Here is a 12809-nt window from a genome sequence, read left to right as displayed (position 1 = left end):
GCCGACCTGGGGTGTGCGCTCGCGGCAACGTACGACGGTAGGCACAGCCGAGGGTTCTGTGAAATGCCGATTAGGGTTGGGTTATGCACGCCAGGCATCGATCCGCGGACAGGTGAGGCATGGACGTCGAGATCCGCCATCTGCGGGCCTTCGCCGCAGTGGCACGCTGCCGGTCCTTCTCGCACGCCGCGCGGGAACTGTCGATCACTCAGCCCGCCCTCAGCCGCACCATCGCGCAACTGGAAGCGGCGTTGGGCGTGCGGCTCCTCGACCGGACGTCCCGGCGCGTCGAACACACCGATGCCGGTGCCGCGTTCCTACCGCAGGCGGAGCGCGTCATCGCCTCCTTCGACGACGCCCTCGGCGCGGCGCGAGGCCGGGCGACACTGCGGCTGGGCTTCAGCTGGCTGCTGCCCGCCCCCTGGGCCCAGCTGACGATCAGCAGCTTCGAGGAGAGCACCGGCGCCTCCGTCACCCTCGTCCGCACCGACGACCCGGTGCAGGCCCTTCAGCAGGGCAGCGTCGATGTCGCCGTGGTCCGCGGCGACGCCGCCCGCCCTCGTCCCGTGCGCACCGTCCCGCTCTACGACGAGGCGCGCTACGCCGTGTGCGCGCGGCAGAACCCGCTGGCCGGCCGGGATCATCTGGACTGGGCCGACGTGCGGCACTGGCGCCTGGTCGTCAACACCCTCACCGGCACCACCGGCCCGTGGTCCTGGCCCGCCGAGCAACGCCCGACGGACATCGTCGAGACCGCCAACTACGACGAGTGGGTGGAGACGGTCGCCGCCGGCCGAGGCATCGGCATCGTCCCCGAGACGGCACGCCACCGCACTCCGCACCCGGCTCTGCGCTTCGTCGCCCTCACCAACGCGCCCCCGGTTCCGGTGAGTCTCATCCACCTGCCCGACGGGCCCCGCAGCCTCGTCCGCCGGTTCATCGACTCTTCCCTGGCGACGGCACGCTCCTGAGCACACAGCCATGCCTGTCAGGCATCGATGCACCACAAGAGACATTTCACCTGCTCGTGAAGATTCATTAGCGTGGGGCGCGTTCACCGTCCGGAACGGAATGCAGCGAGGAAATACATGGCGCACACAGGGCTGTCCCGGCAGGAATGCGCGGTGACGGTGCTCGGGGGGCCGACGGCCGTCATCGACCTGGCCGGTTTGCGCATCGTCAGCGATCCGACCTTCGACGAGCCCGGCCCGCAGGGCTACCTCACCAAGACGGCGGGGCCCGCCTGCGACGAGAACGCTCTGGGCCCGGTCGACCTGGTGCTGGTCAGCCATGACCTGCATCCGGACAACCTCGACGGACGAGGGCGCACCCTTGCCGAGGCCGCGCCGCTGGTCCTCACGGGGCCGCAGTCCGCTGCGCGGATCGGTGCGCCGGCGAGGGGACTCGTTCCCTGGGCCCGGCATTCCGTCCCGCGGCGGGACGGCGACGGCGACCTCACCGTGATGGCGGTACCGGCCGTACACGGGCCGGAGGACGGCGAACGAGACGCGAACGGCGACATCAACTGCGAGGTCACCGGGTTCGTCCTGTCCGGCGACGGCATTCCCACCGTGTACGTGAGCGGCGACAACGCGTCCATTCGTACCGTCGCGGAGGTGTCCCGCCGCGTCCCGGACATCCAGGTGGCGCTTCTGCACGCCGGAGCGGCACGCGTGGCGACGAAGTTCGAGGGACGTCCCCTGTCCATGGACAGCCGTCGGACGGCCGCGGCCGCGGCCGTCCTCGGGGTCGGCATCGTGATTCCCGCGCACTACGACGGCTGGACACACTTCTCCGAAGGTCGGGACGAACTCGAAGTGGCCTTCCACGAGGCCGGCCTGTCTTCTGTCCTGCGTGCGTCGGCACACGGGTCCTGGGTACACCTGCGCCCCTGAAGCGGCCCCATCCGTACCAGCACAGACGCCTATCGACATCTAGTTGACAAGGCAATCATCTCTTTTGTTTACTTGTTTCACTCGGGACACGGCCTGTGACGGCACGCGCCATGCCGACGTTCCGGCTCGCACGTGAAACGAAACCCGCGATGACCAGACTCAGCGCTCCGTCCACCGAGGAAAGGCCTCCGGCGTCATCGTCTGAGGTCCGGCCCGGTGTTCCGGCGCGCGGGTCCGGCACGCGTCGGTGAGGAACGGCGACTGCTCCATGGACGCCACGATGCACTACTCGGTCCTGGGCACCGTCCGGGCCGTGCGCGGAGACAACGAACTCGATCCGGGACCTCCCAAGCGACTGGCACTGCTCTCGCTGCTGGTGCTGCGGGCGCCGGGCCCGGTCTCCCTCCACGACGCCGTCGACGTCCTGTGGGACGACGAGCCGCCGGCCAGCGCCGCGAATGTCATCCACCGGCACATCGGTGCCCTGCGCAGGCTCCTCGAACCCGGATCGCACAGCCGTACCGCGGCCGGGCACCTCGCGCGGGCGGCCGATGGCTACCGCCTCCTCCTCGACGCGTCGTCCTCCGACCTCATACGTTTCCGCGACCTGCGGGCGCGGGCACAGTCCGCCGCCAAGCGCGGCGACGTGTCGCAGGCGGCCGAGCACTTCACCGCCGCCCTGGGCCTTTGGCGCAGTCCTGTCGTCGCCGACGGCACGCAAGTGGCCCGGCATCCGGCGTTCACCTCCGTCGGCCACGAGTTCGTCGCCACGGTCAAGGAGGCCGCGGACGTCGTGCTGACCGGAGCACCCGCGTCGACGGAGGAGGTCCTGACAGCGCTGCGGCGCGCCACAGGACAGCATCCCTACGACGAGGCGTTGCACTCCCGCATCATCGCCGCCCTGGCCATGACCGGACGGCAGGCCGAAGCACGCGCCCAGTTCGAGAGCATCCGGCGCGTACTCGCCGACGACCTCGGCGTGGACCCCGGTCCCGAGCTCCGCGCGGCTCGACAACGCTTCCTGCGCCCCGGGAGCTCGACGCGCACCGAGCAGGCCCCTCGGGCGGGCACTCCCGGCGCACCGGCGCATCTCCCGCCGGAGGCCGTGCCCTTCGTCGGCCGCCGCGAAGTCCTTGACCGTTGCCGGGAGTTCCTGCCGCCCAGGCACGTGGATCCGGTCACAGCGACGACCGTCGCCGTCGGCGGGATGCCGGGGGTGGGCAAGACGACCCTGGCCGTGCACCTTGCCCACGCGGCCGCCGACCACTTTCCCGACGGGCGGATCTACGTCGACCTCCAGGGCCATCACCCCACCCGGGCCCCCCTCACCACCGCTCAGGCCACCCGTGCCGTACTCGACGCGCTGGGGGTCGGCCGCGGTGAGACGTATTACGACGACACGGCGCTCGGTACCGCCTACCGCACCGCGCTCGCCGGCCGGCGGCTGCTCCTCGTACTGGACGACGCACTCGACTGCGAACAGGTACGCCCTCTGCTGGCCGCGGCGGCCGGCAGCGGCACACTCGTCACCAGTCGCCGGCGTCTGGAAGGTCTCGCCGTCACTCACGACGCACACCTCATCACGCTGGAACCCATGAACCACCGCGAAGGTGTGTCCCTGCTCGAACGCCGACTCGGAACCGACCGGCTACAAGCCGAACAGAGTGCCGCCCACGAGGTCACGGCGCTGTGCGACGGGCTGCCGCTGGCGCTGGCCGTGGCCGGCACCCGCGCCTCGACGCGGCCCGGCATCTCCTTGTCCACGCTGGCGTCCGAGCTGCGGGAAGGGCTCGTCGCCCTGTCCAGCCGCGACTCCCGCATCGACGCCCGCAGCGTGTTCCAGCGCTCCTACGATGCCCTGAGCGGCGGCGCGGCAACGCTGTTCCGGCTGCTGAGCCTTTACCCCTCAAGCGAGTTCACGCTGCGAGGTGCCGCCAGTCTGACCGGGACCGACCTGCGTTCCGCGCGGCAGAACCTGGCCGAACTGACCGATCACCATCTGCTCGTCGAGACAGCCGCCGAACGTTACGCCGGGCACGCGTTACTGCGCGCATACGCGGCCGACGTCAGCGCACACGTGGACACGAGCGAGGTACGCGCCCAGGCATACGGCAGGATGCTCGAGCACTACCTGTACAGCGCGGACGCCGCGACGGCGCTGCTGACTCCCCACCGGACAACGGTCGTCCTGCCGCCGCCACGGCCCGGGGTCCGCCCTCAGGAGTTCAGCGACCGGACCAACGCCGCCGACTGGCTGGCGGCGGAGCGTCGCATGGTCTCGACGCTGGTAAGGGGACTCGAGCTCCACCCTCAGGGCGTCACGTTCCGGGAGCGGCTGAAGTCCATGCTGGAGACTCCTGCACCCCGCGGATGATTTGGGCGCACCCCCGGGCACACGTCGCACGCGTGCCCGGTGTCCGACCTGGTCCGGGTGTCGGCCTTCCCTTGACGGCAGTCACGCCGCCTCTGCCCGCAGGGCGCTGCGAAGTCTGCGCAGCGCGTTGTGCTGCCGCGACTTCACCGTCCCCGGTGGCACACCCAGGATGTCGGCGGTCTGCTTGATCGTACGGTCGCAGAGGTAGATGTGGACGAGGACCGCCCGATGCTCCGGCGACAGCCGGCGGAGGGACGGCCGCACGGCCAGGGCGTCATGCAGTGCGTCGATGCGATCTCCCGGCGCACCCGGGTCCTTGTAGGTGCCGCCGACGACCTCCTTGCGGGAATGGGGTTTCCGCACCCAGTCCACCACCAGGTGGCGGGTGACGGTGAACAACCAGCCCCTCGGCGACCCCTCCATGTCGAGCAGCCGGTCGATGTTCCGCCAGGCCCGGATGAGGGTCTCCTGGACGACGTCCTCGGCAAGTCCGTGGTCGCCCAGCATCCTCTCGGCATACGCGACGAGCCCGTCGCGGTGATCCCTCACGATGAGCCGAAGCAGGTCCGACCGGGAGGTGTCCGTGGGGGGCGTTGCCATGTTCTGAGCCATCCTGCGTCCGTGTCATTCCGACCGGGGGCCCGAAAGCGGCCTCCTCCCCGGCACCGTAGACAGGGGTGCGTGTCCAAAAAGTGCTGCCGAGATGACGCCGCCGTGCTGCTGACGCACGGCCCCCCAACACCCACCGCGTCGATGGCGCTGAGACGACCCGGTTCACCGAACCGGCAGTCGGCCGAGGCCGACCCCGACACCTAGACTGGGCTCATGGAAGACGCGGCACCCATCGACCCGCTCAACTCCGACGAGGAGGCCATGCTCAGGGCCCTCGGCCGAGTCATCGCGGTCCTGCCCCGAGCCGTCGACGCGGACATGCTCGAGGAACTTCCGATCTCCAGTACCGAGTACACGGTCCTGGTGCATCTCTCCGAGGTCGCGCACCATCAGATGCGGATGAGCGAGCTGGCCAATATGTGCGGCCTCTCGCTGAGCGGCATGACTCGGGTGGTGAACCGGCTGGAGTCGCAGTCGCTGGTCACGCGCCAGAAGTGTCCTGAGGACGGAAGGGCGTGGCTCGCCGTCCTCACCAACCCGGGCTGGAAGATGCTGGAGCAGGCGTGGCCCACGAATCTGGCCAGTGTGCGCCGCCACATCTTCTCGCGGCTGGAAGGCTGCGACGTCGCTGCGGCGGCTGAGGTGCTGGAGCGCATAGCGCCCCGGTGACGGCCGCGGACCGCACTGTGCGGCCGAAGGCGGCGCGAGGGGCAGAGCCCGGACGTCATGGTCGTGAGCACGGCGACGACTCAGGGGGCCGAAGCAGGGGCCCCTCGCTCGCTGCCGCTCAGGCTCAGGCTCCCTGTTCCCGTGAGACAGCCGCGACGAGCCACCGGGCCACCTGCGAAACCGAGGGCATAGCGGTCATCTCCTCACCCACACGGCTCGCGGAGTCGGAGAACCGGGCATCCGTCAGGAGCCTGAGGAGGCCCGCAGCGATCAAGTCGGGCCTTTGGTCGCAGGGTCCCAGCACGACGCCCGCGTCGGCGACTTCGAGGCCCCGTGCGCGTACCTCCTGGTCGAGGGAGAGAGGCAGTACGAGGGCTGGTATGCCCCGGGCCACAGCGGCGAAGGTGATGTCCGTACTGCCGTCGTGCACCACGGCCGCGGCCCCGTCGAGCATCTCTGCGCCCCAGGAGTTCCCGTTCGCGGCTATGACATCGATGTCAAGGCCGCTGAGCGCCTCCCGCACCGAGTTCCGGCCACTGTCGGAGGGCTCGGGCTCCCCGTCCAGGGTCACCAGAACGCGCGGTCGGCTGTCGGGTGAACGCCTGGCGGGGCGTGGGGTCTGCTGGGTGTGACGTCCGGGCTCCGCCCGCATCGGGATGCGCTGCAGCGGCGGCGTCCAGCCCGCGCGGTTCACCTTCGTCGGACAGCAGTCCAGGAGCCAGCGCCCGGACGGGAGCTCGCGCGGCGGCCGCAGCCCGCGTTCGGCGTATCGTCCGCGCAGTGCGCCCGCCATGGCGTCGAGCATTTCCGGCGCCGGCGCCGGACCCGTGGCGACGACCGCGCACGGGACACCGAGTGCCTGCGCGACAAGCGGTCCGACCAGGTCGTAGTCCTCGCAGACGATCACGTCCGGCAGCCATTCGCCGGCGCGGGCCAGCATCTCGTCTGCCAGGAGGTCGACGCGGACGCCGGCGAAGTACTCCGCCGCGAGGTCGGCGGCCGGCCGGAAGAGGATGTCCATCCCCGCGCGACGAGTCGTCTCGGCGGTGACTTCGGCGGCGGTGGGGCCGAACAGCAGGAGGTCGAAGCCCTCCGGCTCCAGAACGGCGGCCATCTCGCGCGCCGTCGAGAAGGCGACCTGCCGGCCCCCGGCGTTCAGCGCGCGTGCCAGAGGCAGGAGAGGCAGGATCCGCCCGATGAGGGGGTTGCTGGAGAAGAGGATGCGCATGCAGGGAGTTCCTTGTTCGACATCGCCGGTCGCCGCGTCGACGTTGGTGGCTCACTGCGGACCGACGGCATGCCGCTCCTCGCACGACGGGGAGCGGCAGAAAGCAAACGTATCACATCTACTTGACTCGTCAACTAATGACTGGGTGCCCTGCAGTGGGTACCGCCCGGAGACATGTCCCCTGCACAGGACGTGACGTGGACGTCATCCGCCCACGTGTAGCCATCACCGCCGTTGCCCGATCCGTGGATGTGACAGAGGCGACCTCGGCATCGCGGGCCGCACGCCGCCGCCCCGCGCGCGGGTTGCTCGCCGACCCGGGATGCGCCCGCGCGCCCGGTCTCATCCCGTGCGAGCCTCGTACCGCGTCAGGGTCGGGCTCCCTCAGACGCCCCGCAGGAGGTCTGCCGCCCGCTCGGCGATCGCGAAGACGGTCGCGTTCGTGTTGCTGGACGGGATGGAGGGGATGACCGAGGCGTCGGCAACCCGCAGGCCGTCGAGACCGCGGACGCGCAGTTCGGAGTCGACGACCGACATCTCGCCCTCTCCCATCATGCAGGTGCCGACTGGATGGCAGTAGGAGGTGAAGTGCTTGCGGACGTGTGCGCTGATGGACGGCTCGTCCACGGCGGTGAGACCGGGGCTCACCTCCTCGATGCCCCATTCGGCCAGCGCCGACGACCACGCGATCTTCCGCGCGGTCTCGATGCCCGACAGGACCACCCTGACGTCCTGGCCGTCGGCGAAGTAGTTGGGGTCGATGAGCGACGGCGCGTACGGGTCGGAGGACGCGATCTTGACAGTGCCCCGGCTCACCGGACGCATCGGCGAGACTCCGATCGTGAAGCCGTTGCTCACGGCGCCGACCGGGTTCGGGACCGGGATGTCGATGAAGATGATCTGAAGGTCGGGACCGGCGAGTTCGGGCGAGCTGCGCAGCAGTCCCAGGATCTCGCCGTGGTTGTTCCGCGCCGCGGGCACGGTGCGCTGGGCGCGGTAGACGAGGTTGGCTCGCGGGTGGTCGTGCAGGTTCTCTCCCACGCCGGGAAGCCTGTGGAAGAGGTCGACATGTGCCTGTCGCAGGGCGTCTTCGGGACCGATCCCCGACCGCTGCAGCAGCTCGGCCGAGCCGATCGTGCCGGCCGTGAGAACGACCTCGCCTGCCGCCTTCGCGGTGTGCGCCCGGCCGTCGACGCCGTACTCGACGCCGACGCAGCGCGTTCCGTCGAAGAGCAGCCTGTGGGCGGTGGCACTCGTGACGACGTGCAGGTTGGGGCGGTTCAAGGCGGGCGCGAGGTAGGCGTCGGCCGCGCTCTGGCGCCGGCCCGCGACGATGTTGAGATCGACGGGGGCGAACCCCTCTTCCAGGCCGCCACTGATGTCGCGGGCCCGGCGCTGTCCGGTTTCGACGGCTCCCGCCAGGCAGGCGATCAGCACCTCGTTCGGCTGTGCGGCCGGAGCGACGGTCAGAGGTCCGCCGTCCCCGCGGCCCGGAGCCGCCGGGTAGGCCGCCGTCTCACTGCGCTGGAAGTAGGGCAGCAGGTCGTCGAAGGTCCAGCCCTTGGCGCCGTGCTCGCCCCAACTGTCGTAGCTGGAGCGATGGCCGCGGGTGAAGACGAGCGCGTTGATGGCCGAGGAGCCGCCGAGGCCCTTGCCCCGGGGCAGTGCGACGCGGGTACCGGAGGACTTCTGGGCCACGGTGAGATCGCCCCATCCGGCCGTCGACGCGGCAAGCAGCGGCCAGGACGGGGGATGCGCCACCGCGGTGGGGAGTTGGGAGTCCCCTGCCTCCAGGAGCAGCACGTTGACATCCGCGTCCTCGGTCAGTCGGGCGGCCAGCACGCAGCCGGCCGTGCCACCGCCGACGAGTATGAAGTCATAGGCAGATCGTGCGGACATGCCACTCCCCTCAGCTTGAATCAATGGTTTGGTTTCGAGAGTAACACCGGTTCAAAACACCGGTTCGGCGTCTGAGATACCGTTGAGTCATGACAGCTGAAGAGGCGGCGGAAGGGCACGCCGCGGGCGCACTGCACACCAGGATCGTCCTCGCTGCCGCCGACCTGCTGGAGGAAGAAGGGCTCGACGGCATGTCCGTCCGGGCGGTCGCGGCCCGGGCCGAGGTCTTCCCCCCGACGATCTTTCGTCTGTTCGGAGACAAGGAAGGCCTGCTGGAGGCGGTGGGGGAGCACGGATTCTCGACCTACCTCGAAGCCAAGGGCCGCCTACCGCAGACCGAGGACCCGGTCGGGGACCTGCGCGCCGCATGGGATCTGCACGTCCGGTTCGGACTGACCCAGCCCGCCTACTACTCCCTCGTCTTCGGACGCTCACGCTCGGGTCTGCTGTCGAGGGCCGGCCGCAAGGCAGTGTCGGAACTGCAGCGCATGGTCACACGTGTGGCGGCGGCGGGACGTCTGCGTATGAGCGTCGAGCGGGCCACCGCGGTCATCCATGCCGGTGGTGTGGGAGTGGTAACGACGATGCTCGGCGCCCCGGCACACGACCCGGCGGTGTCCGAGGTGACACGCGAGGCCGTCTTCGCCGCCCTGCTCAACTCCCCCACCGCGCCGGGTCCGACGTCGCCGGAACTCGTCCCCGCCGGACCCGCCATGGCACTGCGAGCGGCCCTGGGCGACGAGGAGCCCCTCCCCCTGAGCCCCGGCGAACGGCTGCTGCTCCTGGAGCTGTTGAACCGCCTCGCGGATACGCGGCACGCTTCCGACTGAGGCATGAGCGAGGCACTCTCGGACGCGCCCGGTCCCCTACCTGCGGACCGGGGCGGCACCTTCGAGCGAGGGCCACTCCCTGACCGTCGTGGTGCCCCGCCTTACTCAGGACGGCGACCGGCTCAGCTCACCTCTGCCGCGTGAGCGGAGCGGGCCTCGGCGATCTGGCGTCCGCGCTCCGACGTGGGGAACCGGTCGAGCATCTCCCGCAACTCGCCCGCGGCGACGTTGGCCCCGAAGATCTCGGTACCCGGCCCCAGCCGCACTCCGTCCGCGAGCGATCCGGCATCGACCGGGTCGAAGCCGAGGGCGTCGACCAGGATTGCGACCGCCGAGAGGTCCGCCGGGTCGTCACCGGCGATGGCGATCGCCTTGCGCCCGACGGCGCCCTGGGGCGACGCGCCGTCCTCCAGGTCGTGGTACCCCATGTGGTTGAACGCCTTGACGACCCGCGATTCCGGCAGGAACGCCTGGACCAGCTCACTGGTGGAGGTGCGCAAGTCGGTGAAGTCGTCACGTACGCCGTCGACCTCCCACCAGTAGTTCATCGCGTCGACCACGAGCTTGCCGCGCAGCGCGTCGACGGGGATGCCGCGGTACTTGCCCAGGGGAAGGGCCAGTATCGCGACGTCTGCTTCGGCTGCCGCCTGGGCCGCGGTGACGGCGACCGCCCCGGGGGCGAGGACCTCGACGGTGAGCGCGATCTTCTCGGGTGCTCCCGAGCCCGCGACGAGTACGCGGTATCCGGCGGCAACGGCCAGCCGGGCCAGCACCGTTCCCACCTTTCCGGCGCCCAGGATGCCGATCGTGCGTACGTCTCCGACTGCCATTGCGTCTCCTTCCACGAGTCAGCCGCCGAGAATGTCGCGGACCATGGGGATCACCTTCGTGCCGTACAGCTCGACCGAACGGAGGCGATCGCTGATCGACTGCGAGCCCGCGGTGTAGATGAGGTCGAACCGGCCGACGCCGAGTTCGCTCACGGCCCGTGCGATCTTGCGGGCGACCGTCTCGGGAGAACCGATGTACAGCGATCCGTGGGCGATCTCGGCCTCGTACTCCTCACGGCGGATCGGCGGCCAGCCTCGCAGGGCGCCGATCCGGTCCCGGATCACCCGGTAACCCGGCCAGTGCGCCTCGCGGGCCGCCTCGTCGGTGTCAGCGACGAAACCGGGCGAGTGCATGGCGACCGGATACGCGGTGGTGCCGAACTGGGCCGTGGCGCGCTCATAGAGATCGATATAGGGCGCGAAGCGCGTCGGGGAACCGCCGATGATGGCGATCATCAGGGGAAGTCCGTGCCGAGCGGTACGCACCACCGACTGCGGGGAACCGCCGACGCCGACCCAGGTCGTCAGATGGCCGGACTCCGTCGTCGGGAAGACCTCCGCGTTGTCGAGCGGGGGCCGCACGGTGCCCTTCCAGGTGACGGGCTGCTCCTTGAGCAACTGCACGAAGAGGTCGAGCTTCTCCTCGAAGAGGATGTCGTAGTCGGCGAGGTCGTAGCCGAACAGGGGGAACGACTCCGTGAACGAGCCGCGTCCCAGGATGACTTCGGCCCGGCCGTCGCTCAGCGCGTCGAGCGTCGCGAACCGCTGGAAGACCCGGACCGGGTCGTCGGAGCTGAGGACGGTGACGCCGGAGGACAGGCGGATGCGCTTGGTGCGGGTGGCGATGCCGGCGAGAACCGTCTCGGGGGTGCTGACCGAGTACTCGGGCCGGTGGTGCTCGCCGAGCGCGAGGACGTCGACGCCGATCTCGTCCGCGAGGACGGCCTCGGTGACGGTCTGGCGTATCGACCGGGCGTGGGAGACGAGCGCACCCGAATCGTCTTCGGGTACGTCGCCGAAGGTGTCCAGGCCGAGGACGAGTTCAGACATGTGCGGCTTCCTTGCTCAGTATTTCCCGCACGCGAGGCGCGACTTCGCGGCCCAGCAGCTCGATGCTGCGGGCACGAGCCCGGCGGGGGAGGTGCATGATGTCGTATTTGAGGTCGAAGCGGCTCAGGTGCAGGTCGCGGGCGACACCCGCGATCTTGCGGGCGACCGTTTCCGGGGATCCGACGAAGAGCGCGCCCTGGTCCAGTTCGGCCTCGTAGCGCTTCCGGTCCGGCTTGTAGAAGCCGCGCTCCTCAGCGAGCTGGGCCACGACCGGCTCCCAGTACCGCCACCAGGTCTCTCTCGCCTCTTCATCGGTGTCGGCGACCAGTCCCAGTGAGTGCTGGCCGACCGGCTGCCGGTCGTGTCCCGCCTGTTCGAGCGCCTGGTGGTAGAGGGCCACGTGGTTGGCGAAGCGCTGGGGCCGGCCTCCGATGATGGCCAGCATCATCGGCAGCCCGTATCCGGCGGCACGGATGACGGAGTTGGGGCTGCCGCCCACACCGATCCAGGTGGGGATCCCTCCGGGCCGCATCCGCGGACGCAGGTGCTGGTCGGTGATCGGCGTGCGGGTCTCACCGCTCCACGTCACCTTCTCCTCCCTCTGCAGCCGTATGAAGAGGTCCAGCTTCTCCTCGAAGAGCCGCTCGTAGTCGGCTATGTCATAGCCGAACAGCGGGAACGACTCCGTGGCCGAGGCACGCCCGAGCACGATCTGGGCGCGGCCGTTCGACACGGCGTCCAGCGTCGAGAACTCGTGGTAGAGCCGCACCGGGTCATTGGTGCTCAGCACCGTGACCGACGTGCCCAGCCGGATACGCTCCGTGGCCGTGGCCATGGCGGCCAGCAGAACGGGAGTGGCGCTGTCGACGTGGCCCGGCCGGTAGTGCTCGCCGACACTGAACACGTCGATTCCCGAAGCCTCGGCGAGCCTCGCCTCCTCCACGAGGAGACGGACGGTCTCGGCATCGCCGAGTGGCCGGCCGCCGTCCGTCGCGACCTCTCCGAAGGAGTCGAGGCCGACCTCGAAGGCGCTGGCAGCCATGGCCTTCCCTTCCGTTGCTCCGTTGCCGCTCCCGGTCCGTGATGGAACCCGGAGGCGTTTTGCTTGACCCGTCAAGCATGCCCTCATATGTTTGACTAGTCAAGTAGATGGCGAGGTGCGTGTCCCGCTTCACAGCACCCCTCAGCCGATGCCGCCCACTGGCGGCTCCGCCGCGACATCGGCCGCTTCCGCCCGCGGCTTGGCCGGCCCGCCACCACTCACGGCAGACACGTGACGACCGACCCATCGGAACCGCACCGAGTGAGCCGAGCGGACAGAGGGAGCGGTTTCACACAAAGTCGCGCCAGCCGCGGACACCACGAGCGGCGCGACGAGACGCCAGCGAGGCCGTACCGGCGTATTCCCGGCAGCCGGGCAAG

General features: G+C 69.9%; 11 protein-coding genes. 5 read left to right on the top strand and 6 right to left on the bottom strand.

Features of this window, described 5'->3' with window-relative positions; genetic code table 11:
* Window positions 1-119: 119 nt before the first annotated feature.
* The 3 genes from ACFYQQ_RS31520 to ACFYQQ_RS31510 all read left to right on the top strand — a co-directional run bounded on the left by ACFYQQ_RS31520 (window position 120) and on the right by ACFYQQ_RS31510 (window position 4269).
* A complete protein-coding gene (locus ACFYQQ_RS31520) occupies window positions 120-971 on the top strand; it encodes a LysR family transcriptional regulator (protein ID WP_355785995.1) in 852 nt (283 codons plus the stop codon).
* A 117-nt stretch (window positions 972-1088) separates the two neighbouring features.
* Entirely contained in the window at window positions 1089-1895 is an 807-nt protein-coding gene (locus tag ACFYQQ_RS31515; RefSeq protein ID WP_388906058.1) for an MBL fold metallo-hydrolase, read from the top strand.
* 268 nt (window positions 1896-2163) lie between these two features.
* The gene (locus ACFYQQ_RS31510) at window positions 2164-4269 is read left to right on the top strand and encodes a BTAD domain-containing putative transcriptional regulator (protein ID WP_388906055.1); all 2106 of its coding nucleotides are present in this window, start codon (window positions 2164-2166) and stop codon (window positions 4267-4269) included.
* An 81-nt stretch (window positions 4270-4350) separates the two neighbouring features.
* Here the strand turns inward: ACFYQQ_RS31510 and ACFYQQ_RS31505 are convergent, their stop codons facing one another.
* Entirely contained in the window at window positions 4351-4869 is a 519-nt protein-coding gene (locus ACFYQQ_RS31505) for a sigma-70 family RNA polymerase sigma factor (RefSeq protein ID WP_355784057.1), read from the bottom strand.
* A gap of 225 nt (window positions 4870-5094) precedes the next feature.
* Between ACFYQQ_RS31505 and ACFYQQ_RS31500 the strand changes: the two genes are divergently transcribed.
* On the top strand, window positions 5095-5550 hold the full coding sequence (locus ACFYQQ_RS31500) for a MarR family transcriptional regulator (protein WP_355784054.1): 456 nt from the start codon (window positions 5095-5097) through the stop codon (window positions 5548-5550).
* 124 nt (window positions 5551-5674) lie between these two features.
* On the opposite strand, the gene ACFYQQ_RS31495 is transcribed toward ACFYQQ_RS31500, so the two are convergent.
* Both ACFYQQ_RS31495 and ACFYQQ_RS31490 read right to left on the bottom strand, forming a co-directional pair.
* A complete protein-coding gene (locus ACFYQQ_RS31495) occupies window positions 5675-6778 on the bottom strand; it encodes a nucleotide disphospho-sugar-binding domain-containing protein (protein WP_355784052.1) in 1104 nt (367 codons plus the stop codon).
* Window positions 6779-7162: 384 nt separating this feature from the next.
* On the bottom strand, window positions 7163-8677 hold the full coding sequence (locus ACFYQQ_RS31490) for a GMC family oxidoreductase (protein WP_388906051.1): 1515 nt from the start codon (window positions 8675-8677) through the stop codon (window positions 7163-7165).
* Between the two features lie 89 nt (window positions 8678-8766).
* On the opposite strand from ACFYQQ_RS31490, the gene ACFYQQ_RS31485 reads away from it, so the two are divergent.
* A complete protein-coding gene (locus ACFYQQ_RS31485) occupies window positions 8767-9507 on the top strand; it encodes a TetR/AcrR family transcriptional regulator (RefSeq protein ID WP_355792984.1) in 741 nt (246 codons plus the stop codon).
* Between the two features lie 122 nt (window positions 9508-9629).
* On the opposite strand, the gene ACFYQQ_RS31480 is transcribed toward ACFYQQ_RS31485, so the two are convergent.
* Genes ACFYQQ_RS31480 through ACFYQQ_RS31470 form a run of 3 tightly spaced genes read right to left on the bottom strand, consistent with a single transcriptional unit; the run spans window position 9630 to window position 12429 of the window.
* Window positions 9630-10337, bottom strand: a complete 708-nt coding sequence (locus ACFYQQ_RS31480; protein WP_355792982.1) for an NAD(P)-binding domain-containing protein — start codon at window positions 10335-10337, stop codon at window positions 9630-9632.
* 18 nt (window positions 10338-10355) lie between these two features.
* Window positions 10356-11387, bottom strand: coding sequence for an LLM class flavin-dependent oxidoreductase (locus tag ACFYQQ_RS31475; protein WP_355792980.1), 1032 nt, complete (start codon window positions 11385-11387; stop codon window positions 10356-10358).
* Window positions 11380-12429, bottom strand: coding sequence for an LLM class flavin-dependent oxidoreductase (locus tag ACFYQQ_RS31470; RefSeq protein ID WP_356240549.1), 1050 nt, complete (start codon window positions 12427-12429; stop codon window positions 11380-11382). The genes ACFYQQ_RS31475 and ACFYQQ_RS31470 overlap by 8 nt, the downstream gene beginning before the upstream one ends.
* Window positions 12430-12809 lie beyond the last annotated feature (380 nt).

The organism is Streptomyces sp. NPDC005496 (genome assembly GCF_042872045.1).
In the GTDB taxonomy this organism is placed as follows: domain Bacteria; phylum Actinomycetota; class Actinomycetes; order Streptomycetales; family Streptomycetaceae; genus Streptomyces.
Note: the sequence above shows the minus strand (reverse complement) of the source record. Positions and strands in the feature narration are given on the sequence as shown.

What these genes read in the sequence shown, in the direction of transcription:
- ACFYQQ_RS31520 (WP_355785995.1), top strand. Translation starts at nt 120, where the DNA reads ATGGACGTCGAGATCCGCCATCTGCGGGCCTTCGCCGCAGTGGCACGC.
- ACFYQQ_RS31515 (WP_388906058.1), top strand. Translation starts at nt 1,089, where the DNA reads ATGGCGCACACAGGGCTGTCCCGGCAGGAATGCGCGGTGACGGTGCTC.
- ACFYQQ_RS31510 (WP_388906055.1), top strand. Translation starts at nt 2,164, where the DNA reads ATGGACGCCACGATGCACTACTCGGTCCTGGGCACCGTCCGGGCCGTG.
- ACFYQQ_RS31505 (WP_355784057.1), bottom strand. Translation starts at nt 4,869, where the DNA reads ATGGCAACGCCCCCCACGGACACCTCCCGGTCGGACCTGCTTCGGCTC.
- ACFYQQ_RS31500 (WP_355784054.1), top strand. Translation starts at nt 5,095, where the DNA reads ATGGAAGACGCGGCACCCATCGACCCGCTCAACTCCGACGAGGAGGCC.
- ACFYQQ_RS31495 (WP_355784052.1), bottom strand. Translation starts at nt 6,778, where the DNA reads ATGCGCATCCTCTTCTCCAGCAACCCCCTCATCGGGCGGATCCTGCCT.
- ACFYQQ_RS31490 (WP_388906051.1), bottom strand. Translation starts at nt 8,677, where the DNA reads ATGTCCGCACGATCTGCCTATGACTTCATACTCGTCGGCGGTGGCACG.
- ACFYQQ_RS31485 (WP_355792984.1), top strand. Translation starts at nt 8,767, where the DNA reads ATGACAGCTGAAGAGGCGGCGGAAGGGCACGCCGCGGGCGCACTGCAC.
- ACFYQQ_RS31480 (WP_355792982.1), bottom strand. Translation starts at nt 10,337, where the DNA reads ATGGCAGTCGGAGACGTACGCACGATCGGCATCCTGGGCGCCGGAAAG.
- ACFYQQ_RS31475 (WP_355792980.1), bottom strand. Translation starts at nt 11,387, where the DNA reads ATGTCTGAACTCGTCCTCGGCCTGGACACCTTCGGCGACGTACCCGAA.
- ACFYQQ_RS31470 (WP_356240549.1), bottom strand. Translation starts at nt 12,429, where the DNA reads ATGGCTGCCAGCGCCTTCGAGGTCGGCCTCGACTCCTTCGGAGAGGTC.